The organism is Oceaniovalibus sp. ACAM 378, from assembly GCF_008085915.1.
Taxonomy (GTDB): domain Bacteria; phylum Pseudomonadota; class Alphaproteobacteria; order Rhodobacterales; family Rhodobacteraceae; genus Oceaniglobus.
Map to the genome: position 1 here is coordinate 41505 of NZ_VSJK01000017.1, position 25732 is coordinate 67236.

General features: G+C 61.8%; 23 protein-coding genes and 3 pseudogenes. 5 read left to right on the forward strand and 21 right to left on the reverse strand.

The genetic code is table 11. The features are described 5' to 3' along the window. The first annotated feature begins 222 nt into the window (after window positions 1-222). Complete coding sequence (locus FQ320_RS19830) at window positions 223-1629, forward strand: hypothetical protein (RefSeq protein ID WP_148475067.1); 1407 nt, start codon at window positions 223-225, stop codon at window positions 1627-1629. A 248-nt stretch (window positions 1630-1877) separates the two neighbouring features. Here FQ320_RS19830 and FQ320_RS19835 read toward each other — a convergent pair whose 3' ends face one another. From FQ320_RS19835 to FQ320_RS19875, 9 genes are all read right to left on the reverse strand, one after another. After that, the gene (locus FQ320_RS19835) at window positions 1878-2708 is read right to left on the reverse strand and encodes an HAD-IIA family hydrolase (RefSeq protein WP_148475068.1); all 831 of its coding nucleotides are present in this window, start codon (window positions 2706-2708) and stop codon (window positions 1878-1880) included. Continuing rightward, window positions 2674-3579 (reverse strand): ABC transporter permease, encoded by a 906-nt coding sequence (locus tag FQ320_RS19840; RefSeq protein WP_148475069.1) that lies wholly within the window; start codon window positions 3577-3579, stop codon window positions 2674-2676. The genes FQ320_RS19835 and FQ320_RS19840 overlap by 35 nt, the downstream gene beginning before the upstream one ends. Further along, window positions 3576-4514 (reverse strand): ABC transporter permease, encoded by a 939-nt coding sequence (locus FQ320_RS19845; RefSeq protein WP_148475070.1) that lies wholly within the window; start codon window positions 4512-4514, stop codon window positions 3576-3578. The genes FQ320_RS19840 and FQ320_RS19845 overlap by 4 nt, the downstream gene beginning before the upstream one ends. Further along, on the reverse strand, window positions 4511-5953 hold the full coding sequence (locus FQ320_RS19850) for an alkaline phosphatase family protein (RefSeq protein WP_148475071.1): 1443 nt from the start codon (window positions 5951-5953) through the stop codon (window positions 4511-4513). Before FQ320_RS19850 ends, FQ320_RS19845 begins: the two co-directional genes overlap by 4 nt. 1 nt (window position 5954) lies before the next feature. Beyond that, entirely contained in the window at window positions 5955-6662 is a 708-nt protein-coding gene (locus FQ320_RS19855) for a glycerophosphodiester phosphodiesterase family protein (RefSeq protein ID WP_148475072.1), read from the reverse strand. Further along, window positions 6659-7492: an ATP-binding cassette domain-containing protein gene (locus FQ320_RS19860; RefSeq protein WP_148475073.1), complete on the reverse strand. Its 834-nt coding sequence runs from the start codon at window positions 7490-7492 to the stop codon at window positions 6659-6661. The genes FQ320_RS19855 and FQ320_RS19860 overlap by 4 nt, the downstream gene beginning before the upstream one ends. Further along, window positions 7489-8397: an ABC transporter ATP-binding protein gene (locus FQ320_RS19865; protein WP_370513087.1), complete on the reverse strand. Its 909-nt coding sequence runs from the start codon at window positions 8395-8397 to the stop codon at window positions 7489-7491. Before FQ320_RS19865 ends, FQ320_RS19860 begins: the two co-directional genes overlap by 4 nt. 119 nt (window positions 8398-8516) lie before the next feature. Further along, on the reverse strand, window positions 8517-10082 hold the full coding sequence (locus FQ320_RS19870; RefSeq protein ID WP_148475075.1) for an ABC transporter substrate-binding protein: 1566 nt from the start codon (window positions 10080-10082) through the stop codon (window positions 8517-8519). 459 nt (window positions 10083-10541) lie between these two features. Beyond that, complete coding sequence (locus FQ320_RS19875) at window positions 10542-10769, reverse strand: acyl carrier protein (RefSeq protein ID WP_148475076.1); 228 nt, start codon at window positions 10767-10769, stop codon at window positions 10542-10544. 51 nt (window positions 10770-10820) lie between these two features. Here FQ320_RS19875 and FQ320_RS19880 point away from each other — a divergent pair, with 51 nt between their 5' ends. Further along, window positions 10821-12128 carry a hypothetical protein gene (locus FQ320_RS19880; RefSeq protein ID WP_148475077.1) on the forward strand — a complete coding sequence of 436 codons (1308 nt, stop codon included), beginning with the start codon at window positions 10821-10823 and terminating at the stop codon, window positions 12126-12128. Window positions 12129-12140: 12 nt separating this feature from the next. Beyond that, entirely contained in the window at window positions 12141-12923 is a 783-nt protein-coding gene (locus tag FQ320_RS19885) for an LnmK family bifunctional acyltransferase/decarboxylase (RefSeq protein WP_148475078.1), read from the forward strand. Between the two features lie 11 nt (window positions 12924-12934). Here FQ320_RS19885 and FQ320_RS19890 read toward each other — a convergent pair whose 3' ends face one another. The 5 genes and pseudogenes from FQ320_RS19890 to FQ320_RS19905 all read right to left on the reverse strand — a co-directional run. Further along, window positions 12935-13717 carry a hydroxypyruvate isomerase family protein gene (locus tag FQ320_RS19890; protein ID WP_148475079.1) on the reverse strand — a complete coding sequence of 261 codons (783 nt, stop codon included), beginning with the start codon at window positions 13715-13717 and terminating at the stop codon, window positions 12935-12937. Next, on the reverse strand, window positions 13714-14016 hold the full coding sequence (locus FQ320_RS19895) for a hypothetical protein (RefSeq protein WP_148475080.1): 303 nt from the start codon (window positions 14014-14016) through the stop codon (window positions 13714-13716). The genes FQ320_RS19890 and FQ320_RS19895 overlap by 4 nt, the downstream gene beginning before the upstream one ends. 102 nt (window positions 14017-14118) lie before the next feature. Further along, entirely contained in the window at window positions 14119-15516 is a 1398-nt protein-coding gene (locus FQ320_RS19900) for a replication initiation protein (RefSeq protein WP_148475081.1), read from the reverse strand. Between the two features lie 71 nt (window positions 15517-15587). Next, window positions 15588-15968, reverse strand: coding sequence for a hypothetical protein (locus tag FQ320_RS25815; RefSeq protein WP_187393997.1), 381 nt, complete (start codon window positions 15966-15968; stop codon window positions 15588-15590). Further along, window positions 15958-16125: pseudogene (locus FQ320_RS19905) on the reverse strand (transposase); the annotation flags it as partial. The pseudogene FQ320_RS19905 and the gene FQ320_RS25815, both read right to left, overlap by 11 nt. A 102-nt stretch (window positions 16126-16227) precedes the next feature. Between FQ320_RS19905 and FQ320_RS19910 the strand changes: the two are divergent. Continuing rightward, window positions 16228-17727: pseudogene (locus tag FQ320_RS19910) on the forward strand (ISNCY family transposase). A gap of 61 nt (window positions 17728-17788) precedes the next feature. Here FQ320_RS19910 and FQ320_RS19915 read toward each other — a convergent pair. Beyond that, window positions 17789-18907 (reverse strand): transposase family protein, encoded by a 1119-nt coding sequence (locus tag FQ320_RS19915; RefSeq protein ID WP_255509631.1) that lies wholly within the window; start codon window positions 18905-18907, stop codon window positions 17789-17791. Between the two features lie 418 nt (window positions 18908-19325). Here FQ320_RS19915 and FQ320_RS25820 point away from each other — a divergent pair, with 418 nt between their 5' ends. Continuing rightward, window positions 19326-19490, forward strand: a complete 165-nt coding sequence (locus tag FQ320_RS25820; RefSeq protein ID WP_187393989.1) for a hypothetical protein — start codon at window positions 19326-19328, stop codon at window positions 19488-19490. A gap of 716 nt (window positions 19491-20206) precedes the next feature. Here the strand turns inward: FQ320_RS25820 and FQ320_RS19920 are convergent. The 6 genes and pseudogenes from FQ320_RS19920 to repA form a co-directional block, all read right to left on the reverse strand. Next, window positions 20207-20794: pseudogene (locus FQ320_RS19920) on the reverse strand (IS66 family transposase zinc-finger binding domain-containing protein); the annotation flags it as partial. 63 nt (window positions 20795-20857) lie between these two features. After that, window positions 20858-21184: an IS66 family insertion sequence element accessory protein TnpB gene (gene tnpB / locus FQ320_RS19925; protein ID WP_148475082.1), complete on the reverse strand. Its 327-nt coding sequence runs from the start codon at window positions 21182-21184 to the stop codon at window positions 20858-20860. A 12-nt stretch (window positions 21185-21196) separates the two neighbouring features. Next, window positions 21197-21634, reverse strand: coding sequence for a transposase (locus FQ320_RS19930; RefSeq protein ID WP_255509632.1), 438 nt, complete (start codon window positions 21632-21634; stop codon window positions 21197-21199). Window positions 21635-22235: 601 nt separating this feature from the next. Further along, a complete protein-coding gene (repC, locus tag FQ320_RS19935) occupies window positions 22236-23324 on the reverse strand; it encodes a plasmid replication protein RepC (protein ID WP_148475083.1) in 1089 nt (362 codons plus the stop codon). A gap of 136 nt (window positions 23325-23460) precedes the next feature. Further along, window positions 23461-24435, reverse strand: a complete 975-nt coding sequence (gene repB, locus FQ320_RS19940) for a plasmid partitioning protein RepB (protein ID WP_148475084.1) — start codon at window positions 24433-24435, stop codon at window positions 23461-23463. Then, window positions 24435-25610, reverse strand: coding sequence for a plasmid partitioning protein RepA (gene repA / locus FQ320_RS19945; RefSeq protein WP_148475085.1), 1176 nt, complete (start codon window positions 25608-25610; stop codon window positions 24435-24437). Before repA ends, repB begins: the two co-directional genes overlap by 1 nt. Window positions 25611-25732 lie beyond the last annotated feature (122 nt).

Sequence of the window (25732 nt, forward strand, 5' to 3'; positions counted from 1 at the left end):
CAATGCCAGCGCAGGACACCGATGCTGGCCCGCGCCTTCGCCGAGGCGCTGAGGTCAGTGATAAGAATGGTGGCGGCTCCTGCATCCATGACCTCTATAATCCGCGCTTCTATAACCCGCGCCGTCGTCACTCAGAATTGAGTTGGAAAAGTCCGGTCGCCTTCGAACGGAAGGTGGCTTAAACGGGCACTTGGAGCGACACTAAAACGCGACAGGGCCTTAATGAATATCTCGATACCGTCGCGCGTTTTTTCCTCGGCTGGCCTTCTGCCTGCCGCGGTCGTCGTTTTGATGGTCTGCTTTGAATACACGGGCAATTCCGCATTTGCAGTGGCGGCCTCGGTGCTGGCCGTGTTCGCAGTGGCCGTTTTCAGCTTTGGCGTCGGCGCCTCTCGGGTCGCCTTCGTGCTGATCGCAATCGCATTGGTGCTTTGGGCCGCGCTGACCACTACGGGCTGGCTGGAGGCGACTGCAATAGCGGCGCAGCGCGGTGCGATGATAATGGCGTTGTTCACCGCCCTGACAGCGATCCGCAGCGCTGCCATGAGTGCGCCGGAAATTGTCGAATGCGGCCGTTTTCTAGCCCGACAGCGTCCGGGGTTGCGCTATACCGCGTTGACCATCGGCGGGCATCTGTTCTCGCTGATCCTCCTCTATGGCTCGATATCGCTGCTGGGGACATTGGCGTCCGAGAGTGCTGCGCGCGAGCCGGACCCCGATATTCGCAGGCAGCGCACCCGCCGCATGATGATCGCAATTCAGCGGGGATTTGCGGCCACCCTGTGTTGGTCCCCCTTGGGGTTTTCAATGATCGTCAGCCTCGCCGTCGTGCCGGGTGCAAGCTGGACTGCCGTTGCCCTGCCGGGGGTGGTCAGCGCGCTGATAATGCTGGTGGTCGGATGGGGTCTGGACACACTTTACAAAACACGGGGGCCGTTGAAGGCACACCCACAGGAGACCGGGCGATGGCTGGAGCAGTTGCGCCCCCTGCTGGTGCTGCTGTGTGTTGTGTTGGTCGGCGTCGCGATGCTTCACGTCGTCACGGATGTCGATGTGATAGGCGCGGTCATGTCGCTGGTTCCGGTTATCGCCCTTCTGTGGGTCGCGATGCAGCAACCGCCGTCTGGCGTGACGCGCAGCGCCAACGTCAGGCAACGCGCCCTCCTGTTCTTCACACATGAACTGCCCATTTATCGCGGCGAGATTGTCTTGCTGTTCATGGCAGGTTTCATCGGCAGTCTCGGGGCATTCCTTCTTGTGCCACTGGTGCAGGCACAAGGGTTGGATCTGACAGCGATCCCGCCCTGGATCATTATCGTCGCGATGGTCTGGATCATCCCGTTTACCGGGCAGTTGGGCATGAATCCGATCCTTGCCGTGTCTCTGCTGGTGCCCATTCTGCCTTCACCCGAAGTGATGGGAATTCCGCCCACGGCGCTGGTCGTGGCGATCACCGCCGGATGGGCGCTGAGCGGGACAACTTCACCATTCACTGCATCCGTGATGCTGGCTGCATCCTTGGGCGGGGTGTCCCCGATGCGGGCAGGATTAGGCTGGAATGGCGTGTATACCCTCGTGGCCGGCGCTGCCCTGACACTGTGGGCGCTCGCACTTTTCCACCTACTTTGATCCGTTCAGACGCGAATACACTGCTCTGTTCGGACGCCCGCCGGTCGAATATTTCGCGGGGCGGAGCGGTACGTTGCCGAACAATTTGCGCGCCGACCCGTCTGTCGCGGTTTTCCTCGCGACCAAGAGGCTTGTGTTACATTCCCGAAAAGATGAAGCGCAGGGTCCTATTCTTCAAGAAAACGCGGCTTTCGAGGACTGTCGCTCATATGACGGCCTGAGGAAAAGCTGGTTTTCCGCTATCCTGCCTATGCTCCGTCCGGCGGGCCGAAGTCCGGGAGCGCCGACAGATCTGGAATGCGCAAGTCTGCCGGCCCTGCCCCCTCAAGCTGTTCGACTCCCGTTTCCACGAGGATCGCGTAGACACCCGCCGCCCGCGCCGCCGCAATATCCGTCGCAAGCTGATCGCCGATAAGGATCGCCCGCTCGGGCGGGATCGCCAGCCGCGCAAGCGCCTCGTCCACCAGATGCCGCTCGGGCTTTCCGATCACCAGAGGGGCCGTGCCGCCAGCCGCCGCAATCGCGGCGACGATGGCACCGTTGCCCGGCTCAAAGCGGTCTCCATTAGGCAGGATGCGGTCGGAATTGGTTGCGATCAGGGTGGCACCGCCCCGGATCAGCTGCATCGCCCGGTCGAGCTTCGCATAGGTGAAGTCTCGGTCGAGCCCCACCACGACGGCGTCCGCCCGATCCGTTGCCACACTGAAGCCCGCATCCGCGACCGCCTCCGCAAGCGCCGGCGCGCCAATGACGAAGGCGGCACCGCCCTCGGGCCAGCGCCGCGCCATCGCCTCCGCCGTCATTACGGCACTTGTGACGACCTGGTCCGCCTCGGTGGGCACGCCCATCGCGGTGAGCTTGGCGGCCACCTCTTCGGGGCTGCGGGTCGAGTTGTTAGTGACGAAGCAATAGGGCACGCCCTGCTCCCACCAGTCGCGAAACCGTACTACGGCGCTCGGGATCGGCTGTGTCCCGCGATACACCACACCGTCGAGATCGGAGATCACGCCCGCCACATGCGGCAGATCGAAGCGCTCCATCTCGTTACTCCGACTGCGCGAGCGAGGGATCGAGAGCATCGCGCACCCAGTCCCCGACGAGGCTGATCGACAGCGTTGTCAGGAAGATCACCATCCCCGCGGGCAGGCCGATCCACCACGCGGTCGCGATATAGTTGCGCCCTTCCCCCAAGGCGAGGCCGAGGCTGGTTCCGGGCGGCTGGATGCCGAGGCCGAGAAAGGAGAGCGAGGTTTCCAGCAGGATGATTTCCGGGAAATTCAGCGTCAGCTGCACCACCAGAACGCCGGCGATGTTGGGCAGGACATGGCGCAGGTAGATTCGCGCGGGATGGACTCCGAGGGTGCGGATTGCGAAGGCATAGCCTTCCCCCGACACCGACAGGACCAGACCGCGCACCAGTCTTGCATAGGTTTCCCACCCGAACAGCCCGACGATGCAGACAAAGAGCACGAAGCTGTTGCCGAAGAATGCGAGAACCGCGAGGGCAACGATGAGGAACGGCACGCTGGCCTGAAAATCCACCAGCACCATGACGATATCGTCCACCCAGCCCCGGAAGTGCGCCGCAAGGATGCCGAGAACGGTCCCGGTGACGGCACCGATCACCGTGCCCAGAAGCGCGACCAGGATGCTCGTCCGAAGGGCGAAGAACAAGCGGCTGAGCACGTCCCGCCCGAGCCCGTCCGTGCCCAGAAGATTCTCCGCCGGACCGCCAAGGAAAGCCGGGGGCTTCAGTCGGTTCATGAGGCTCTGCTCGGTATAGCCGAAGGGTGCCAGCCAGCCGGCGAATATCGCGGTGAAGACAACGAGCGCCAGCCAGAAAAGGCAGATCATCACCAGAAGCGACGGCCGTTGATGCGCCTTGACAGCACGGCGGCGCGGGCGAAAGAACCAGCGTCGCGCGGGCGGGTGTGCGTCCAGAGCGCTCATGCCTTCGCCCCCTTCCCTGACGTTGCAATCCGCGGATCGAGCCAGCCATAGGTGAGGTCGATTGTCAGGTTCGTGACCACCATCGTGAAAGCGATCAGCAGGACCACGCCCTGCACCACCGCCAGATCGCGCTGTGCCACCGAGTTGACGAGAAGCGACCCGATGCCGGGATAGCCGAACACCGTCTCCACGACAGTTGCCCCGCCGACGAGCGCGCCAAGACGCAGGCCGATCACGGTCACGATCGGGATCGCCGCATTCGGCAGGGCATGACGCCAGACGCGGGCGGGCCGGCCCAGTCCCTTGGCGCGCGCGGTCCGCATATAGGGCTGGTTCAGCACCTCCAGCATGGCCGAGCGGGTGAAGCGCGCCACGGTTCCGGCGAACGATGTGCCGAGCGTGATGGCGGGCATCACCATGTGCTGCCATGTACCGATGCCGGAGCTCGGCAGAAGCCGAAGCGTCATCGAGAAGTAGAGGATTAGCAGGATCCCGAGGAGGAAATTCGGCAGGCTGTGGCCGAGAATGGTGATCCCCATGACCACCCGGTCCACCACTCGCCCCCGGTTCAGCGCCGCGACGATGCCGCCCGGAATGCCGATCAAAAGCGTGATCCCGAGCGCAAGGAGGCCGAGGTGGAGCGTTGCCGGAATGCGCTCGGCGATGATCGCGGCGACGGGCCGGTCGTCCCGGAAGGAAACGCCGAAATCCCCCTGCACAACCCGCGAGATATAGCGCAGGTATTGCTCCGGCAGGGGCCGGTCGAGGCCCCACATCGTGCGGTAGGACTCGATCACTCGCGCCGGCACGTCATCGGCCAGCATCCGCTGTACCGGATCGCCTGACAGACGCAGGACGACGAAAACGAAGGTGACCGCCAGCAGCAGCGTCAGCAGGCAGCGCGCGAACTTGCGCAAGAGAAACGGGCCGCTCATGCGCCCGCCTCCTTGGTGAGGCACTGCGGGGCGGCCTCGCCTGCCTCCTCCATCCAGCCGCAATCCACGACACGGGACGCGCCGACTTGCCACCAGGCAAGATGCTGGACCTGCCCGCGATGCTCCACGGTCTCGACATGGCGGTGCCAGTCGGGGGCAGCTCCATCGGCAGCGAGGATTTCCGCCATCACGCGCCCGGTCGTTCCGGTCACCGGGAGCCCCATCACGGACAGGATTGTCGGGGCGATATCGGGCAACCAGCACGGCACGTCGGAGCGATGCCCCTGCCGGAAGGCCGGACCCTGCGCCGCAAGGACCGTGGAAAGCTCGCCTCGCGTCAGACCGCCATGGATGCCTCCGCCGGGTTCGATACCGGCGGCGAAGAGCGTGCTCTCCATCCCGTCCGCCCCTTCAGGCCCCGCGCGCAGTGTGACGCCAATGGTGGGGGTGCGGGCGTGTCCCTGATGGACGGCGGACCACGGCATGGCACCGTTGATCCTTCCGCCGTCAGGTCCGTTCGCGAAGATCAGGCCGGCCCAGGGCGCATCCCTCAGCCGATCCACCGCGTCTTGCACCTCGCCCGCACTGGGGTCGTCGAGCCAGAGACCGCAGAGCGCACCGGGCACAAGCTGCCCTTCCCAGTCCGGACACTCCGCCACCGGATCCACGCGGGCACTGCCGGTGATCTGACCGTGGTCGGACATCACGACGATGTTCGCGGGGCCATTCCCCGCTTGCCACCACTTCAGAAGCCGGCCGAATGCCGCATCGCAAGCCCTCTGCGCCGCCGCGGTTTCAGGCGCGGTGACGCCGTAGCCATGCGAGGTGATGTCAGGATCGGAGAGCCAGAGGATCGCGAGGTCGGGATGGTGCTCGGGATAGACGATCTCGGTCAGCACATCGACCGCATGGTCAACGCGGGCGCTGTTGGGCGTGCCCGCCTCCGGCACCGGGCCCAGGCGCTCCTCCGCCATCTGTTGCAGCGCCTCGGTGCCCACCGGTGTGCCATGGACGGAGAAGACAGGATGCCTCAAGGCATGGGCGCGATGGCTCATCATCCGGGTCGCTCCGCCGCTCGCTGTGCTGACGATGGCCATGCTGCGCCCCGCCTCCGACAGACGCTCTCCGAGCGAGCGGCGATCGATGAGCTGGCCCGCCGCGGCGGCGGCAGAGAGATCCGCATTGCTGGCAGTCTGGAATATCCGGTCGGGCACCACAGGGTGCAGGAACTGGTTCGCGACCAAACCATGCGCAGCGGGGGCGCAGCCGGTGACGGTGCTGGTTACCGCCACGCGGGTTTCGCTGGGGAAGACCGAGCGGGCATTCACGCAATCGGTTCCCTCGCCGAGGAAGCGGGCGAGGTTGGGCATCAGGTCCGCTGTCGCACGGTCCCGGCGCAACCCGTCGAAGGTCACGATAAGGCAGGTATCGGTCATCATGTCAGTCCCGAGGGTAAGAGGGGGTCAGGGCCACGCGCGCGGCCTCCGGATCGTTGACGAGCACGCCCGCGACGCACCGCTCGGCAAGGCGGCGGAGGTCTGACGCCTCAATATCTCCGACCGCGCGCCCGGTTTCCTCGCCGCCTGCGGTGACCCAGACCGGCGCGGCGTCGATTGGGGGGCCAGAGGGCGGCACATCCGCCTCCCAAAGACGGATTATGTCCGCGCCCGCAGCGACAAAGGCGTCGCTGTCAGACCCGCGCGGCGAGAGGGCGAGAATCGGGGCGACCCCGGCCATGCGCCGGACGGCCTGAAGCGAGTGTAAACCCAGGACGCAAATGGGCCGGGCCGCTTGCTCCAGAACCGCCGCGAGGAGATCCAGCGCCCAAGGGAGCTCATCCTTGACGTCGAACAGAAGACCTGTGCCCGCTGGAATCTCTGCGAAGGCGTCTCGGAGATCCGGCACTAGCCCCGGATGCGCATCCCGAAGCTCTGCCAGATGGCCAAGCTGCAGCTCCGAGATAAGGCGCGGATCGCTCGCAAGTCGCGAAAGATCCGGGTCGTGACAGCAGACCGCATGACCGTCCGCCGTGAACCGGACGTCGATTTCGACTAGATCCGTTCCAGCTTCCACCGCTCCGCGCCAGGCGGCGACCGAGTTCTCCTTATAGCGGGCCGAATGGCCGCGATGCGCGACGATGCGCATCATGCCGCTGCCTTCGCCGCAGCGGCATCCCAGGCGCGGCGGGCGGCGGGGGTGGCCGCCGGGATCGCGGCAAGGAGGGTGCGGGTATAGGCGTGGCGCGGGCTTTCGAAGAGGTAGCCGGTGCGCCGGTTCTCAACGATCCGACCCTTCTGCATCACGGCGATCCGGTCTCCCACGTGGCGGGCCACGCCGAGATCGTGGGTGATGAAGATCATTGTCAGCCCGAACTCGTCCTTGAGAGACATCAGCAGGTTGAGGATCTGCGCCTGCACCGAGACGTCGAGCGCGCTCACCGCCTCGTCGCAAATGAGCAGCTCCGGCCGCACGATAAGGGCGCGTGCAAGAACCGCGCGCTGGAGCTGCCCGCCCGACATCTGCTGCGGCAAGCGGCGGCCCATTCCGCCAAGCCCGACACGATCCAGGATTTCGTCGATGCGCAGCTGCCGCGTGGCCGCGTCGCAGCGCTCGTGGGTGGTCAGCATCTCGCCGATCTGGCTGGCGATCGTCGCGCGTGGATCAAGGGCGCTGGAGGGGTTCTGGAAGACGAACTGGACGACGGCCCGCTCCCGCCGCCACGGCGCGCTTCCCGGCTTTGCATAGGGCGTGCCGCGGAACAGCACCTGCCCCGCATCAGGGCTGTCGAACCCGGCGGCAAGGCGCGCGAGGGTGGACTTGCCACTGCCGCTTTCACCGACGATGGCGCAGACCTCACCGGCGGCGACGGTCAGGCTGACATCATCGACGGCGGTAGTGACGGTCGGCCTGGAGAAGAATTCGCCGCCAGTCTCATAGCGCCGCGTCACGCCGTTCATTTGCAGGATCGGTTCGTTCATTGTGCTTCCTCCGGGTGGTGGCAGGCGACCCGGGTACCGGACGTCCCCCGCTGCGTCAGCGCAGGCCGGACGAGACAGAGCGGCCCGGCATGATCACAGCGGGGCGCAAAGATGCAGCCATCAGGTCGGGCGGAAGGCGCTGGCACGCTTCCGGTAATCGCTGGCAGAGCCGTTCCTGGCTGGCCGGTGCCGACGCGGCAGGCCATGAGCGCGCGGGTATAGGGATGGCGGGGCGCGTCGAATATCTCGTGCACACCCGCCTCCTCGACGACGCGACCCGAATACATCACGGCGACGCGGTCCGCGATCTCGGCCACAACGCCCAGGTCATGGGTGACGAAGACTATCGCCATGCCGGTGTCGTCCTGAAGCTCGCGCAGAAGGCGCAGGATCTGCGCCTGGATGGTGACGTCGAGCGCTGTGGTAGGCTCGTCCGCGATCAGCACCTTCGGACGGCAGGCAATCGCCATGGCAATCATCACGCGTTGGCACATCCCACCCGAAAGCTGGTGCGGATAGGCGCGGGCCTGTCGCGCGGGATCCGGCAACCCGACACGCTCGAAGAGAGCGAGCACTTCGCGGCCCCGCTCGGCGGCGGAGGTCGTGCCGTGGACGGACAGAATCTCGGCGACCTGGGCACCGACGCGCTGGATCGGGTTCAACGCCGCCATCGGGTCCTGAAAGATCATCGCAACGTCCCGCCCGCGAACCCCGTTCAGTTGGCGCTCCGGCAGATCGGCAATCTCCCGGCCCAAGAGCCGGATTGAGCCCTCGGCCGCCAGAGGCGCATCGATGAGGCCCATTATGGCGGTGCAAGTCAGGCTCTTGCCGCAGCCGCTCTCACCGACAAGGCAGAGCGTCTCCCCCGTCGCTACGGACAGGGAGGTGTTCTCGACCAAAGCCACGGACCCCCGCCGCACGGAAAGATCCGTGACGCTCAGCGCGGGTCCCCCGATCCTTGCGGACCTGGTCTGGACGGCAGGGCGAACGGCGCTCCCGTCCAATGTAATGATCCCGGGCAAGGTCATTCGACCTCAAGGTTATCGGGGCGCAGATCCATGTAGTAGAACGTGTAGGGCTGCCATTTCAGCGATTTGCGGACGCCGTAGGTCTCCAGCGGCTGGTAGAGGATCGTGCCAGGCGCGTCGTCCGCCCAGATGTCCAGCATCTCGGTGGCGAGCGCCTGTCGCTCTTCCAGCACCGTGGTCACCTCAAGTTCGCGACCGGCGGCGTTGAACTCATCGTTGGACCACGTCATCCACGTTTGCTGCGGGCCGCCCGGAGGGCCCCAGGCCAGCCACAGCGCGCCGAGCGGATCGGGGTAGCGTGTAGAGTTGGACCAGTTGCGCATCATCAGATCGTCGCCGCGCAGGTTGTTCAGATCCTCGGTGACGTTCAAGCTGACGTTCAGCCCCACAGCCTTCCACATCTCGACCAGTGCCTGAGCGGCGGGAAGGGCGTTAAGGTAGTAGGACGGGTGCGTGGAATAGACGATCTCCGTGCCGTCATAGCCGGCCTCTTCGAGAAGCGCCTTTGCTGCTTCGGGATCGTAGCGCAGGTCGTCCCGGTTGTCGTCGTACATATCGCCGTATTCGGGATACTGGTGGCTGTTCGGCACCTTCGCCTCACCGCTCCAGAGGGCGGCGTTCAGGAGGTCCCGGTCAATGGCGAGATTCAGCGCCTGACGGATGCGCTTGTCCTCCAGCACAGGGTGGTTCGTGTTGTAGACAAGCACGTGGGAGTTCGCGAGGGTGACGCTGCGCGTTTCGATGTCGTCGTAGGAGTTGATCTGGGCGATCTGGTCCGGCGCAATGTTGGTGACGATGTCGAACTCGCCGCTGACGAGGCCGGAGATGCGGGCCGCATCTTCAGGCACCGCGCGGAACGTCACGCTCTGGGCCGTGGGGCGGCCGCCGTAATAATCGTCGAACGCCTCCAGACGGATCTCCTGATCGGCCTGGAACTCATTCAGCATGTAGGGGCCGGTGCCGACGGGAAAGCGCGGCAGGCCGCCGGTTTCTTCGGCCTTCGCGCGCCAATCCGCGGCATTCACAATCCAGGACGCCCAGGAGGCAAGACGCTGCTCCAGAAGCGGATCGGGTTCAGTGGTCACGAAGCGCACGGTCAGCGGACCGACCGCTTCGACGCTCTCGAGCGTGGAGAAATAGCCGGCACCTTCAGGCAGAAGGGTGTCGGGACCGGTCAGACGCTCGGGAGAGAAGGTGAAGGCCACGTCCTGGGCCGTCAGCCCAGAGCCGTTCTGAAAGGTCACGCCGGAGCGGAGTCGGACTTCGAGGGTGCGGTCGTCCACCCGCTCCCAGCTCTCTGCGAGGCCGGGGGTCAGCTCGGAGCCGCCACCGCCCTCTTCGGAGAGGAAGTTGCGGCGGATGAGCGTGTCATAGACGGAATAGGTAATTCGCGTGCCGACGTTGGAGAGCTCCTTCGCGGGCTCCAGAGTGGGCGGCAGGCCGGCAACGGCGATCGTTAGGTTGGGACGGCTGTCCTCTTGCGCAGTCGCAGCAGCGCCAAAGGCCGTAAGCAGCGCAGTGGCAACGACGAGCGTGCGGGCGGATTTTTGAATAGGCTTCATAATGTCCCCAGGTTTTGGTTAGCCTGAGGCTAGACTTGCTATGTGTCACTCGCGCTACATTTAGATGAACCTTATATTACAGCCGCGGCGGGATGCGGTGTCAGGACTACTGGTATGGATACCCGGACCAGGAGCTGAAATTTGGTCGCAGGAAGCCCCTGCTCGCTTTCTTGACCCTCGACACTTGGTTGCGGCCTTTAGCGAACCCTCATCTCCCAACCATGCGAGCTTTTGAGTATTAGCTTGCAGTGGAAATTATACGCCGGCCCGGGTCACTTCTGCTTGGAAAGCATCACCACGACCAAGGATGCCGCGACCACATCAGGCTGGGAATCCTGTTCAGGTTTTCACACGGTATGGGTCGGTTTAGGGGATGTCTGATCAACGACGCGGTTTGGCCGTTGCAGCCTCATGCCGGCACTGAAAATACCGTCGGATGCCACCCCTGACAGGCCCATTTCAGCCTGTATTCAGCCGGGCATAAAGCTGGCCAACGGTGCGGACCGACGCATCGAGATCATCGATGTCGATGTCGCGCCCGATGACCTCCTCAAGCTCCATGATGAACTCTGTGAAGCCGATCGAGCTGAGGTTGATCCCACTGCCGAAAATCACGTCGTCGTCCGAGACAGCCGGGACTTTTGCATATTTGCAAAAAAGGAATTCGAATTGTTGCCGATCAATCATATGTTTGCATTTCTATATTTTCCTTCTCCAATAGCCGGGATCGTTAATTCTATGCAAGGCAACCTTCCCTCATCGTTCGGCGTTCTGGCTCTGCCCGATCCGGCTGCCCTGTTCGCCACCGCTGACTTGGATGGCGCGGCGATCCGGCACGCTCTGGAAACCGCGCTTGGGCGGATTACCGAAACCCCGGGACAGCCGCCTGCAGCCAGACGTCAGCGCGTATTTGCCGAGGCGGGGCGCATCCTGCTGGCAGCCCCTGAGCGGTTGCCCGAGGCGATCCACTTGACCCGTTTCGGCGCTCCTGATCTGGCCGATACAGCCTCTCAGGCCTACATCCGGCTGATTGCGATTTGGCGTTTGGGCGATCGGGAAGGTACAAGTGTCGAGGCCAATCGCATTCTGGCTTTGAACACCCATACCCCTGCCGAACGTCTGGGAATCCGCAACTGGCTGCGACAGTGGGGCATTGAGCACCAGATCACCCCACTGATCTCGCACCTGCGCGATTTCTGGCCCGACCCCGAGGCCGCTATTGTGGACCCATTGGTCAGGATCCAGCCTGAAGGACCATTTCCCGCGATCAACCGGATGGGTCCGATGATTGCCCGCCTGAGTGGAAGGGATCCGAAGGACGACGAGGCGTTTTTTGACCGCATGCGCTGGGGAAGCGAGCTTGTCCGTCGCATGAAATATCTCAGCGTGATCGCCCGGAGCATCCAAGTGAAACCGGCGGACGACAGGACAGCGGACGAAAAAACCGCGCTGGCCATCCTAACGGCGCTGCGCAAACGGATCACGCCTCTGGATCTTGCGCCGGTGCTGGCCCACATCGCCTCCGGGCGCAGTGTCCTGCTGGCACATGCCCACGCTGGCTTGTCGACAGTCTATGCGATACCGCCGCCACAGATGCCGTATTCGCTGATTGCCGAACACGTGCAACCCTCCCCGGAATTGCGGAATTTTCATCTCGCGACCGCAGGGCCAGATGTGGCGAAGGGCTTTGCAAAGCTGGCCAAGCTCATGCGCAGCGACCCCCGCCTTGTCCGAGTATTCCCGGATGGTCCCTATGGAGACAGGATGGACATCACGGCCTGCGGCAGCTCGGTCAAGATCGGTCGCGGAGGCGCGGCGCTGGCCTATCTAGGCAAGGCGGCAGCGTATTTTTCCCGTTCAATTTGGACGGGGGAAGGGTTCGTCTTTTCCCTGGAACCGGGCCCGCTTGCATCCGATTACCCGGACCGCGAGACGTTTGAGCAGGCTTTTGGCGTTTTTTACGGGAATTGCCTTGAATCGATCGTTTGTGGCGCACCCGAAGACATGTTTCCCAACAACGGGTTCTGGAATTATCTGAGATATTGAAGGATCACGCGCATGGACTACACCAGCCAATTCACTGCCGGGCTACCGCATCTCGATATTCATACCCTATCAGAAGACTGGGCGTTGGCCACGGCGCTCGAAAATCACTGGATCGTGCTGGCGCGCAGCCTGGGTCTCAAGCCTTCTGAGTGGCTCGATTCCCAGGGTGACCGCATGTATGGCGCGGTGATCTATCTTTCCACCGCCTTTGATCTGGGAAACCCGCTGCGCGAGGATGATGTCTTTGTGGCAGAGACCGGCTTTCTGTCTATCCGCAAGCCACATGCGCTATCTTCCACGCGTTTTACCGTTAACGGCCAGGTCAGGGCCGAGGTGCGGATCCTGTCGAGCTTCATCAAGCGCAAGACCAAGGGATCGAACAAGAAATTCGCCAAGGTGCGCGAAATCTGGACGGCAGAGGATGTGAACGGTGATCTGATCGATGCCGAGCTTGACCGCCATCACGCGATGAAGACCCACCCGGTCGAGGCGCCGCTGGCCATGGATTACGAGGTGAACCGCATCCAGGACTTCAACACCGCCGACTTTCTGTATTTCAAAAACTTCGTGCGGATCTCCAAAGCTGCCGAATGGCGGCAGAACCGCGGCAATCCCATCCGATTGAACAACCGACGGGACTGCTGGTATTTCGGCAACGTCGAGGATGGCGATCATGTGCTGGCGCATGTGACACGCGATGGCGATGCCTGCACAACACTGCTCAGCGATATTGATGGCCGCCGACTGTTCCTGTCACTGGCCGAGGCACCGCTCGTCACCATCGCCGAACGCTGAACCCTTGGGGATCAGGCTGGCATCGCGACGCCTCTCCGGGCGGCGTCAAGCCAACCCAGTGTCGCCTCAGTAGGGCCGACTGGCTTGTATTCGGCGCCCAGAGGCATGTCGTACCCCAGAGCAGCGACGGTCGCGAAAATATGGCGGTAATCGACCTCACCGTGATCAGGCGCGCCCCGGTCCGGCACCGATGCAAACTGGATATGGCCGATCAAGGGCTGCAAATTTCGCAACCTGCGCGTCAGATCGCCCTCTGTGATCTGCACATGATAGCAGTCAAACATAAGCTTTAGCGCCGGGTGATCGACCTCGGCGATGATCGCGCTGGCCTGATCTGTCGTGGTCAGGAAATAGCCCGGCGCATCATGGCGGTTCAGCGGCTCGATCAGGATAGTTATGCCGTGATGCGCGGCCTCTGCGCAGGCGGAACGCAGATTGGCGACAAAGGCAGAATGGGCCTCGGGACCATTGGCAAACCCCGCCATGACGTGGACGGCGCGGGTTCCCGTGGCACCGGCATAGGCAATCGCCTCGGTGATGGCGGCGCGGGCCTCGGCCTCTCGCCCGGCCAGTGCGGACAGACCGTTGTCACCGGCCGCAACATCGCCGCGCCGGGCATTCAGACCCAGCATCGGCAGCCCGGTTTCCTCCAGCGCCCCGCGGACCTGTTCCGCGGGCACGTCATAGGGCCAGTGGCACTCGACCGCGTCGAAACCGGCCGCTTTGGCCGCGCGAATGGCGTCCGGCAAGGATCGGTCATTCCATAGAAAACCCAAATTAGCCGAAAACTTCATGCATCCACTCCCCATCGAATTCGACTGACCCGTAAATGAATTTGGTACCGTGAGAAAGCCCTGAGGCTCATGCGACGGGTCAGCAGAGCACGGCGGGCAGTGTCCATCTTCTCGACCGCGTTGCAGGCGGCTTTGAGGGCGCGGGCAGCAACCACTGGGCGGGGATTGATCAGAATCACCGCCGCGCCGTTCCCGGCCAGACCGCGCCCCTGCTCCATCTGGAGATCGCGCGGCAGAAAAAACGCCACCAGCGTCACACGCCCGATGATCGCACGGCCAACCCATTGCTGGCCGCGCATGATCCACCGCTTGAAAAACCGGCGAGCTCCGCCCTTCCCTTGCGTTGAATATGCTTGGACCTTGCGCAAATCCGGCTTGGTTACCCGCCCCCCTGCCCGGCCTTACGTCTCTGGCGTGCCTGCCGCGCGAAACGCCTCGATGTCCAGATCCTCCGCCGCGCCCCAGCGGGCCAGCAGCACGTCTTCCAGCCGGTCACCCATGATCTTGCGGGTGCCCTTGCGCGCCTCGGGCAGTCGGTCGGGATCGCGGGCCAGCGCCTCCCACTCCCGGGCGACCGAGGGGATGGCGATGTCGGTCGAGATCGCATCGATCACTTCGGCCCGCCGGGCGCCAGAGAGCCCTGCCAGCAACGTCCGGACCCGCGCCGCACGGTGTTGCGCGAACTGTGCCTCAAGCGCCTCCTGCGTGGCCTGGAGCCGCTGTGTGGTCTCTCGCGTGGCCTGGAGGGTCTTGCGGCGCGTCTCTGCCTCTTCGGCCTCTCCGCGCTGCTGTTCGCTCAACCCGCCATAGCCCGACCGAAGCGCATGGGCCAGATACCCCCCCGGGTTCTTGGGATTGCGCCGCTCCACATAGCTCAGCGCCTCGGCGACATAGGTTTCGCCCTTCGTCTCGATGAAATGGATGGCGACCACATCCTCAAGCCCCATGGCGCGGGCGGCCTTGTAGGTCGGACAGTTGCGGATGAGGGAGTGGGTCTTGTGATCCAGCAGAGACAGCTGCGGGTTTTCGCGCACGTTGAACTTGATCCGGGCGATGCGGCGGTTGCTGCGTTCGAATTCCGGAACGACCAGAATGCCGGACTTGCCGTTGACGCCCGCCGCTGCGGGTTTCAGCACCTTCTTGTTCAAATCCTTGAATTGGTCATAGGTCGGTTCTTCGGCCCCGAGCACGGCGCGCCATTCCTCGACGTCCTTAAAGCCGGTGGAGCCGATGCCGACATAGCGGATGCAGTTTTCGAACAGGCTGAGTTCATATTTGCTGGAAAACCGGTTCTGGATCGACAGGGCCATCCAGATGTATTGCTCCGGGTCGTGCAGCAGCCCGGCCATCTTGGACGAAAAACTATAGTTGATCGTACCGCCCTCGATCACATCGAAATCCGCGATCAGGGTGGTGCCGCCGCGCCGGGGCCGTGTGGTTCGGGCCGGTCTGCCCCCCCTGCCCTTCTGGCGGTTGTCGAAATTCAGCGTCAGAACCTCGGTCTGCATCAGCGCGCGGCAGTGATCATAGAGAACCTGATAATTGTTGCTTTCGAACCCGGCGAGTTCGGCCATCATCGAGGCGGGAATCGAAAACTGGCTGCGCCCCTCACCCAAACCCTCATAGGCGTTGGCGATCATCACGTTGTAAAGCTTGCGGTGCAGGAACCCCAACCGCCCCATGGCCACCTGGACCACCCCGATCGCCTTCTTGAAGCCATCGGGAATCTCGGCCGGAAGATCGGACGGTTCAAAAAATTCGCTTTGCTCGCCCGTGGCGACAGGTGCCGTTCTGCTCATCTTGCGCCTTTTGTCCGGTTCTGCCGAGGCTAGTGAAAAGTGGCCGGACAGGCAAGCGCGCCGTCCCCTTTTCAGACCGTTTTCAAGCTTCCCATAAACGGCCACCTTTGGCGGCCGACAGTCACCGCACGGCGCGAATATTCCGGGTAAATCAGCGAGAACGCCGCCGCGGGGGCGTTGCGTCCCATAAACGGCCACCTGTCCCACAAACGGCCACCTTTCATCCCATAAACGGCCACCTCTGGAACCGGGCCGTCCCACAAACGGCCACCTTTCATCCCACAAACGGCCACCTCTGGGCCTATTCCACCTTTAAAATCAAAGGCTTCCCGGCGCGTAAGAGTCTTTAATGTTGTTTTTAAATACTTAACAACAACAATGTTGTTCTTTTCTGAATGGGATTTGGACGGCTGTTTCAGAGGCCAGGCGGCACATCTTCGCGTCGATCCCAAGGTGAATCTTGCGCCAGACGCGCCGTTTGGAGCCGCCCTGCTTGCGCCTGTGCTACTCGCCTTCGCCCTCGACCTTGATACCGGTGCTGTCCACGAGCAGATGCAGCGCGCCCTTCGATCCGCGATACGGTATGGCAACGTCCAAAGTATTTTGGCGCGCATTGCCGCGCCTGAATTGTTCCTGAAGATTGAGTCGTTGCATCATTAGAAATGTTCCCGAAGCAGATTGGTTCGGGAGACAGGCGTGAGGCGGATCAGCATGGGAACAAGAGACGAACTTTTGATGGCAGTGGCGGCACGTTACAGTGCTGCAAAGCGCTCCGAGAAAAGCCGCATCCTGACAGAGTTCGCGGAGATTTCCGGGTATCACCGCAAGCATGCTGAACGGCTCCTGCGTCGTGAGCACGCCGTGGACCGGTCGCAACCCCGTCCCGGACGTCGCGTATATGATGAAGCGGTTCGAGAAGCGTTAGTGGTTCTCTGGGAAGCGGGCGACCGGATCTGCGGCAAGCGGCTCAAGCCGCTCATCCCTCTTTTGATCACAGCCATGGAGCGACATGGCCATCTTGAGCTGGACCCAGAGGTGCGTGTCCGGCTGTGCGAGATCAGCCCAGCCACAATCGACCGAGTTCTCGCCCCTGTCCGCGCAGGCGCTTCTGGCAGTAAACGACGGCGGAATGCCCATTCCTCAGCCGTGCGGCGTAGCGTGCCGATCCGGACCTATGCAGACTGGAATGATCCAGTTCCTGGATACATGGAAGCAGACCTCGTGGCACACAGTGGTCCGTCGGCAAGTGGCAGTTTCGTGCAAACGTTGACCCTTACCGATGTGGCGACAGGGTGGACGGAATGCGCACCTCTTCTGTTCCGTGAACAGCGGCTGCTCAGCGAGGTGATGACCGCGCTGTGCCCGGCGCTGCCATTTCCGCTGTTGGGCTTCGACACCGACAATGACAGCGTCTTCATGAACGAAACCATCAAGGGCTGGTGCGAAGCAGCGCAGGTCGAGTTCACGCGCTCGCGGTCCTATCGCAAGAACGATCAGGCTCATGTGGAGCAGAAGAACGGTGCCATCGTGCGTCGGATGGTTGGCTATCGCAGATAGACTGGCATTGCCGCGGCCGCCGAACTGGCCCGGCTTTATCATAGCATGCGGCTCTACGTGAACTTCTCCCAGCCCTCGTTCAAGCTGATGGACAAGACCCGGGACGGTGCCTGTGTAACCAAGCGCTATCACCCGCCGCTGACGCCGTTCCAGCGCGTGCTGGCCCATCCCGCCGTTGCCCAGGTCGCTAAGGAGGCGCTTGTGGCGCAGTTCGCGCAACTTGACCCAGTCGTTCTGCTTCACGACATTCGCCTCGGTCAGGGACGATTGGCGGCACTGGCTCACGCAACGCCATTCGCTGACAACGTCGGCAACCCCAAAGCTGACGTCGATGCTTTCCTCGATGGTTTGCGCCATGCTTGGAAAGAGGCCAAAATCAGACCTACGTCACGGAAAAAGGCATCAATTCCCCGAGGGCGGCGGCGCCCCGATCCGCTCGCCAGGGTCACCGAAGACCTCAGGATATGGTTCTATGAGGACCCGTCCCAAACTGGGCACGAGCTTTTGTGCAGGCTGCAGGCAAATCACCCCGATACCTATCCCGACATGTTACTGCGAACCGTTCAGCGTCGTGTCAAAATCTGGAGGGCAGAAGTGGCAAGATCATTGGTGTTTGGCGTCGGCGGAGACGCACACACCCCGATGACCGTCTGACGCGCTGCGCAATATCGAACCTCCGCGCGTCAGACGGTCATGAGCAACCGTTTGAAACAGATTATCTGCAGGTCAGACGCGACGGGAACATTCGACTGAGGCAATGACACGATTGCTCAGGAACATTCTTGGGTGAGGCAATACGAATCTCATCCTGATTGTCGCGCAGCAGCTCAAGCTCATCCAGCGTCATCGTCGCATTGGCCACAGAGTCATAGTCACCGCGGTCTTTGATGTTGCTGAAGGTCGACCCGGGCAGCAGATGCGCCGCCCCCATCATCGTGCCGATCAGCCGTTCGATGTTGCCTCTATAATGTGGCGCGCCAATGGGTCGATACTGCAGGGAAATCCCATGTTCTTCGGCCCGACGCAGCATTGCTTTTGAGCGGAACTCCTTGGCGTTATCGACGTGAATCGTCTCAGGCAGCCCCGACGTCGGCCAATCCGCATCGATACCGAAACCGTCCAGCCAGTCCAGTTTCGGCTGCACCAGATGCTGAATGGCCAGGGAAACCGATAAGGCGGATGGCGATTCCAGCGTCAGATAGAACCCTGCAACCATACGGCTGGCAACGTCGATGGCCAGCGTCACCCAAGGCCTCTGCAATGGCTGGCGATGCGCCCGATCTACAACGATGACATCCACCAGTGTGTGGTCTATCTGGACAACCTCGAAAGCCCGCTCGATCCGATAGGTTCCGGGGACAGGATGATAGCGGCTACGGGCTGCCTTGGCCCGCTCGCGGGCCGCCACTAACTCGGCAGCGTCTATCGCCACTACACGGTCGCGTACCGAGGTCCAGCACGGGGCGCGCAACCCCCGTTGACCGCAACGCCTGCGCACCTCCTTGTGCAACGCATTGATGCTCGGTTTCTGACGGGACTTGAAGAAGTCCTCGATCGCATCGGCAATCACCACTTCGATCACTTCCGGCAGTCGCCGGCTGCCCGTTTGGGTTCCGGCCGTGCCTGCCAGGAGAGAACTGGTGATTGGGCGCGCCTTATATGCCTTGATCAGATCGTAAAGGCGGGATCGCTTGAGCCCGAGTTGCCGACAAGCGACGAGAAATTCGCCGCGATCTGGGTTGGCCATGCGCGCCAACCGTCGGATCACCGCCTCCCGCGCTACCGCCTGTTCCCATGCCGCATCATCTATGGCTTTGATGTCTGAGCGATCCACCATGGCCAAAACCTACAAAAAGGTATCTTATGTCCGATAATGAAACTATAATCCGGGCATGAAACAGAAATATGAATACAATTAAATCAATGAGTTAGAGTCCAGAAATGGAATAAGAACGACAGGTCAAAATACTCGATGACAGCGACGGTTGGATTCCGAAATTCATGAGATTCAAGTGCTTCCTCGAGAGCCCGACCGGGGTTCATTAGACACACCGCCCGTATTTTTGAGACTGGACGAGTCGGTTATTTATGAGACCGACGCCGCTTCCTGGTCTGTTCGGCGATCTGACGCGCGCTCTGGTCGGACTGAGCCGAGCAGAGATACGTCGCCTCCACGACAGAGGCCATGCTCTGAGCGCATCGCGCACCCGACTCTTGCCTTCAGCGTCACTCGCCAACAGGACTGCAATCGCTTGACCGACCGCATCTTCGGCAAGTCGGCCGATGCCGACAGTCAACGCGAAGGTCTGCAGCAGCGATCCCTAGGCCAGGATGTGCAGGCCGGGACGAACCGGCTTGGTCAGAACCGGGACCACACGGTCGTATTTCTTCACGAAGACTATCCGCCTGCCGGTTGATCGGCGTGGTCAGGAACGCGTGATAGTCGATCCGGGCCGCAGGGATAACCGCTCATTCGTTGGCGATGCCCGGTGGTGTCTCGCTGTCAGAAAGGCGAGCAACTCGACCGGCCTCATAGACCCCTGCCCTTCTCCCCGCACCCGAGTATCCAAGACAGCAGCACCGGCTTTGACGTGCGCTTGCAACGCCGCGAACCGCTCAGGACCCAACAGTTCCGGTAGCGTCGCATCGCCGACCTCGTACAGATCTGCACCGTATATGGGGCAGCTAAACGTCTAGGGAAGGGCCAAAGCCTAAAGGTGAACATAGCCGGGCATTCTGCGCAGCGATGCCGGTTCGTTCGCCCAACCATGATCCGTGCGCACGGTACGAAGTCGCAGTAGGTCATCGTCTGAAGCGATACATCCGAGAGGCCTGTGCGCGCTGCAATCAATGCCCCCTTCCCTTCCGACAGGTGCCACTCCAAAACAAAGATATCGCGCCCGGCCAAGTCCAACTCGGCAAGGAACTCCGTGGCTGTCATGGCAAAGAACAGGGCCAAACGCGCGGCCCAAGACGATAGGCGTTCTTCAGTTTTTTGAGGGAATACTAACCGGCAGGCGCCCCTGCCCGATCACACAGGTTCCCCCCACAAGCGCCCGCAGCATACCAGTACCGGAAACATGGCGGTGCATGATCCGCTCCTCACCGCCTTCAATGGCCGTGATCGCCAGTGATGCGCCGGGGCTTTGGCCTGCACCACGCCTGTGCGCCCCTTGAGACAGGCGTATTTCGGGTGGATCGTGACGATCAACTGATTGCGCGCAGGAATGTAATCCAGCCGCTCGGCCTTGTCCTCTCCGATCCGGACCATGTCACCGCGGCCGCAGGGACAGGCGATGCTGTCCGGCTCGATCACCCGCTCGATACGCGGCAGGTGCTCGGGCAGAGCGAGCGCTTTGCGCGGGGCAGCTTTGTCGGGATCGGCCGCGCTGGTCGCGATCTTCTCCTCGACCGCAGCAATCTGTTCCCGGGTCTCGGCGATGGCGGCTTCGAGATCCTCCAGCGCCAGTTCCAGCTGCGCGGGGTCCAGCTTTTCCGATCTCGGCCCGAACTTCGCATGTCGGTATTGTCCGACCTGGCCTTCCAGCTTTTCGACCAGTGCCTTCAGTTCGGTGATGAAGGCGTCTTTTTCGGCCCCCACCGCCTGTTCATGCTGGCGGGCCGCACGCTCGACCGACAACTCGAACTGCGCGGCCTCGAAAGCCTTCACAACCTCGGGCGGGAGGTCCGGAAACTGGCTGAGATCGAAGGAATGGGACATGCGGATTCATAGCCATTCCGGACAGAAAAGGCCCATAAAACAACGTTAAAGCAGTTGAGTAAATCATCCCGCCGCAATGGGTGGGGCGACCCGTTGCACAACAATCCGGCGCCAGTCCAGACCTTCGAACAGAGCTTCGTGCTGGGCCCGCGACAGCCGCATTGTCCCGTCCTGAACCTTCGGCCAGGCAAAGCTGCTCTGTTCAAGGACCTTATAGACAAGCACGAGACCGGTCCCGTCCCAGACCAAAATCTTCAGCCTGTCGCCGCGTTTCGAACGGAACACGATCATCACCCCGGAATGCGGATCCAGCTTCAGCTCGGTCTGCACAATCAGCGCCAGCGCCCGATGCCTGCAGCGGAAGTCCACCGGACGCGTCGCAATCAGGATCGGCTGGCGCTGTCACGCGACGATCATGCCAATCCTCGCAACGCACGCGCCACCGCTGCTTCCCGCTCTTCCGGAACATCGCCCGGCACCCGAAGCACGAGGTCGCCACCGATCTCGATCGTGATCACCCCACATGTCCGACCGGCCTCCGCTGGGACCGACGTTCTCAGGTTTCACCAAGACAGGCACAAAGGCTGGCAGAGCGTCTGACGTAATTCTGGCCATGGCATCGGCGGGCAGGACCAAACGGCCCTCGCGCGCCTGACGGCGCCAATTTGAAAGCTGATGGGCTGCCAGAGCATGCCGCCGCGCGACATCCGCCACCCGCGCGCCCGACTGAAAGCTCACGGCCACTATCCGGGCCTTCACCTCTTCCGGCCAACGCCGGTTGCCACGTGTCCGCTGCACAACTTCGATGCAGCCATTAAACCCATTCCCGCCGTCCGCCATTCGTCGTCTCCTCCTGAATGCTCAGAACGAGACTCGCCGCTGGGTCAGCGCCCGGAAACCGCAGAAATCAATGGGGCGGAGACGGCGCATACCCTGTATCGCTAGGGCATCTTGGTTCAGATCCCGCGCTCCGAGCTATATGCGATCTACAAACGGATCGGTGCCAATCGTCGGCATAGTGACCGGATCAGGCCAAGTCGGCGCTCTTGGCAAACGTTTTGGTGCAGCACAGGATGGATGATTTTACCAAAGCATGCACGACGCGCGCTCTCATTGCCCAGTTGGCGTCACAGGCAGGCATCGAGCCTGGGAAAGATACCCGACGCGAACAGGATGTTCGAATTGATACTGTAGACAAATAGGAGGAATATCTTTGCCGGAATGGGCATAGTGACGGTTCTCAACCGAGCCGGTGCTCAACATTTCGACAGCAATTTCTTCGCGAATTGGCTGCCGAAAGCACCAGATTCGATCGCAGAGTCCACTTCTTTGCTCCAACGGTGTTTATCTGCGCAAACACCGTTGGACTCTGGACCCTTGCGCCATTCATAACCGGCGAATTGTCAGCTGACAATTCTTGCGATGTGTCGAAGAAAACCCGCTAGTAGGCGACAAAGCTGCCCTGCCCTCGATTGTCAGCTGACAACTTCCCTCTGCGCCTAACATTGATTGCGGCAAGCATTGGCCTTGCGTCGAAGCCCCCGTCCTTGCCCTGACGTGTCAGGTGGCGCAGATATGCCCCAGGACAGCCGATCTCGCCCAAACGCTCCAGTATGCAAAGAATGGCAACACTGGCGGCATCGTGCCCAAGCGCGCGCTGTGCAGAGATCATCACAGGTTGGTCGATCCCAATCATAGGGGCGACGCGGCTAGCAATGTCGTGCAGGTCTTCCCATTTCCGCACGGGTTGGGGAAAGTAAGACCTATATTCTGCGATTGTGACGGTAACATCATGAAGCGAAATCCTTCGGCTGTGAACTTCAGAGTCAGAGTTATATTTTGAGTCAATATGTATGTGCCGCTCATTTTGGTCGTCGCTGCCGCTCATTCCATCTAAAGCCACGGGTGCCGTGGCGGTTGCCAGCTGGCCGCGTAGGGTGTTAGCGATGTTCTTCAGGTCCGTCAGACTGGTCTTGCGCCGCAACATTAGACGCGTGGTTTCCGTCAGCGAATCCGGACCATGTTGATCGATGATGGTTTGCCGCAATTCAATAACGGTCTGCCGCATGACGCTGATCTCTTCGGCACGCAATCGGCGTTCGGCTGCGGCTTGCACGATCTGTTCAGCCGCGCGGGCAAGGGGAGAGAGGTCGAATCCGAAGGCGAGGGCGACCTTCTGTCCGATCCGGCGGGCAAAGCGCTTTTGGTTTGGGCTGTCACGACGGTCAACGACACCGAGTTTGACCAACTGGGCCAAATGCCGGCGCAGCGTGCTCTCGGGCATACCGTTCAGCCGTTCCGACAGCGTGCGATTGGCAGGAAAGACGATGGCCTCGTGCGGCCGAGCCGAGATTTCCCGGCTCGGGTGAAAGGTCATCAACGCCTTGAGGACGCCGAGTGTGCGATGAGACAGGCCGAAATCTGTCGCAGCCTGCGTCAGGGCCGACAGGATGTCCCATTTGTCGACTGTCGCTGCAGACCGGCATGGCTGCGCCAGTCCACTCCCTTGGGAAAGTGTAGTTGAAGTCATTTTATGTTCACGATGGACACAAAGATTCACGCCCCGCCCGGCAGGCAGAGTTGACAGATCGGGAAGTGCTGGCTATCTCGATAGTGCGAGTATTGAGAAGGGCCTTCCGGGTGATATGCTTGGGGGGCTTTTCTTTTTAGGTCCGGTCTCGTGCCTCCGTTTCAGTTGCGTTGCCTTCCGTCCGATTGCTGGTCCAACGGTCGTGAAGCTCGTTCAGCAGGGTCTCTGCGTGGGCCGCCAGCCAGTCGTCAAAACCGGTCGCGGGCACGGTCAAGGTCAAGCCCTTATTCGTCTTGCGAAGCTGCGCAATAACCGCGCCGTCAGACGTAGCGATGCTGCGCGGGGCAGGGCGGTTGGGTCCGTTGGTCTCTGGCTTCTGTTCCGCCCGACGGAAGACCTCCTCAAACCGGGCATCCGAGTCCAGACCGGTAAAATCGGGCCGCCGGGTGACTGTTACCGCGCGCGACTTCGCAGTTGGGTCATCGAAAAGCGCAACCAGCGCCATCCAACGATCCCGGCCGATACCCGGCGCTGCGCCGATCACCCGCAGGAAGGGCAGTTCGAAGGCGGTGCCCACCTTCAACATGCGGCTAACCATGGGCAAATCCATCGACAGGGCCGCCGCAATGGTCTGCCGGTCATACTGCGCCGCTTGCATCTGGGCGGCAAAGCTGGCTTTCTCGATGAAACTCAGATCCTTGCGCGCGGTGTTTTCCTGACCCTGTGCCAGAACGAGCGCGTGATCGTCCAGCTGCCGCACCATTGCCTTCACGGTCATGTTCAGGGCCTTGAGTGCCCGCAGGCGACGGCGTCCGTAGACGATCTCGAACCGTCCCGGCTTCATCGCATGGGGCCGCAACAGAACCGGGACCTGTTGGCCGTAGGCGGCTAGACTGTCCTTCAGGGCGTCCTGCGCCGCGTCCTGCAATGTCAGCCGGTCTTCCAGCCCTGCATCATCGATTAGCGACGGGTCTATGTCCTGCACGGCGCTTTCCTGCAATTTCGTCAGGGATGATTGCAAGGCACCAACAGCCCCTTGCGGCGCCCGGCGCGGTGGTGGTGTCTCGGCCCGGGCGGTTGAGCCGCCCATCAGGATGCCCTTGCGTGCCATTATCTACCCCAGGCTTTCTGAATTAGCATTTCGATCTCATCGTTCACTAAATTGAGTGAATCAACCGCGCGGTCGTAGGTGTTGCGGTGAAACTGGGTGCGGTCGACCTCGTAAACGGTCTGGTGCGTTAGCCCCGCGTCGGAAATGGCGGTCGATTTCAACATCGGGGCGACCATGACTTCGTCTCCGAACAACTGCCGCAGGAAAGCCACGACCTGCTGCTGGGGGCCGTCGTTCGGCTCGTAGCGGTTGATCAGAAAGCGCAGGAAGTCGAATTCCATCTTGGCGCCCGCGTTTGACACGACGTCGAGCAGGTCCGCACTCATTTGCAGGAATTGTGACATCGACGCCACGTCAAGCATGTTGGGAACGATCGTGATAACCAGACCCGTCGATGCGCAAAGCGCCGACAGCGTCAGGTAGCCCAGTTGCGGCGGACAGTCGAAGACGATTACATCGTAATCCGACTCGACGTCCTGCAGGACGGTCGCCAGCCGCGAAAAGAACGGTGGCTGTGCGTTGGCCATTAGGGCGCGGGGGGTCTCGTGTTCAAATTCCTGCAACAAAAGACCCGCCGGGGCGAGGTCGATGCCGGTGAAGAACGTAGGCTGAATGATGCTGCGAAAGGGCAGGGGGTCTTCGTAGCGAATCGCATCGTAAACTGTCCCTGTTTCAAGGAAATCGACTTCCGGACGGAAGCCGAACAGGGTCGTGAGGGATGCTTGTGGGTCGATGTCGACGCAAAGCACGCGGTAGCCTTTAAGGGACAGGCGCTGCGCGGTATGGATCGTGCTGGTCGTCTTGCCAGAGCCGCCCTTGAAGTTCAGGAACGACAGGACCTGCACCTTGTCGCCGTCACGTCTGCCCTTGGCATAGGTGCCGGGTTTCTTGGCACCGGTTTCGAGCGCGGTTCGGATCTTCAGCAGGTCCTGCGCCGAATAGTGCCGCCGTCCGCCGGCCGAGGTGTCGACTTCTGGCGCGCGCCCTTCGAAATGCAGCTTGCGCAAGAAGCTGGCCGAGATATTGAGGAGCTCCGCCGCTTCGGACGCGGAAAAGCGGCGCAGATCCTTGGTTGCGTTCGGTGCAAAGACCTTTTCCATATGATCCTGCAACGCCGCTGACAGCTGCTCTGCATTCTCGCGGATGCGGGTGCTGATGTGGAATGTGTCGCTCACCTATTAGTCCTCGCCCGCCGGCTTAACTGCCGGTCTGTTTCGTTCTTCAAGTAACGCTTTTTTGCGATAGCGCACTCTTTAGCGTTCTATAGACGACAAGTATTGAACTTGGCAATCTTTTC

What these genes read in the sequence shown, in the direction of transcription:
- FQ320_RS19830 (WP_148475067.1), top strand. Translation starts at nt 223, where the DNA reads ATGAATATCTCGATACCGTCGCGCGTTTTTTCCTCGGCTGGCCTTCTG.
- FQ320_RS19835 (WP_148475068.1), bottom strand. Translation starts at nt 2,708, where the DNA reads ATGCTCTCGATCCCTCGCTCGCGCAGTCGGAGTAACGAGATGGAGCGC.
- FQ320_RS19840 (WP_148475069.1), bottom strand. Translation starts at nt 3,579, where the DNA reads ATGAGCGCTCTGGACGCACACCCGCCCGCGCGACGCTGGTTCTTTCGC.
- FQ320_RS19845 (WP_148475070.1), bottom strand. Translation starts at nt 4,514, where the DNA reads ATGAGCGGCCCGTTTCTCTTGCGCAAGTTCGCGCGCTGCCTGCTGACG.
- FQ320_RS19850 (WP_148475071.1), bottom strand. Translation starts at nt 5,953, where the DNA reads ATGATGACCGATACCTGCCTTATCGTGACCTTCGACGGGTTGCGCCGG.
- FQ320_RS19855 (WP_148475072.1), bottom strand. Translation starts at nt 6,662, where the DNA reads ATGATGCGCATCGTCGCGCATCGCGGCCATTCGGCCCGCTATAAGGAG.
- FQ320_RS19860 (WP_148475073.1), bottom strand. Translation starts at nt 7,492, where the DNA reads ATGAACGAACCGATCCTGCAAATGAACGGCGTGACGCGGCGCTATGAG.
- FQ320_RS19870 (WP_148475075.1), bottom strand. Translation starts at nt 10,082, where the DNA reads ATGAAGCCTATTCAAAAATCCGCCCGCACGCTCGTCGTTGCCACTGCG.
- FQ320_RS19875 (WP_148475076.1), bottom strand. Translation starts at nt 10,769, where the DNA reads ATGATTGATCGGCAACAATTCGAATTCCTTTTTTGCAAATATGCAAAA.
- FQ320_RS19880 (WP_148475077.1), top strand. Translation starts at nt 10,821, where the DNA reads ATGCAAGGCAACCTTCCCTCATCGTTCGGCGTTCTGGCTCTGCCCGAT.
- FQ320_RS19885 (WP_148475078.1), top strand. Translation starts at nt 12,141, where the DNA reads ATGGACTACACCAGCCAATTCACTGCCGGGCTACCGCATCTCGATATT.
- FQ320_RS19890 (WP_148475079.1), bottom strand. Translation starts at nt 13,717, where the DNA reads ATGAAGTTTTCGGCTAATTTGGGTTTTCTATGGAATGACCGATCCTTG.
- FQ320_RS19895 (WP_148475080.1), bottom strand. Translation starts at nt 14,016, where the DNA reads ATGCGCGGCCAGCAATGGGTTGGCCGTGCGATCATCGGGCGTGTGACG.
- FQ320_RS19900 (WP_148475081.1), bottom strand. Translation starts at nt 15,516, where the DNA reads ATGAGCAGAACGGCACCTGTCGCCACGGGCGAGCAAAGCGAATTTTTT.
- FQ320_RS19930 (WP_255509632.1), bottom strand. Translation starts at nt 21,634, where the DNA reads ATGGCGGACGGCGGGAATGGGTTTAATGGCTGCATCGAAGTTGTGCAG.
- repC (WP_148475083.1), bottom strand. Translation starts at nt 23,324, where the DNA reads ATGACTTCAACTACACTTTCCCAAGGGAGTGGACTGGCGCAGCCATGC.
- repB (WP_148475084.1), bottom strand. Translation starts at nt 24,435, where the DNA reads ATGGCACGCAAGGGCATCCTGATGGGCGGCTCAACCGCCCGGGCCGAG.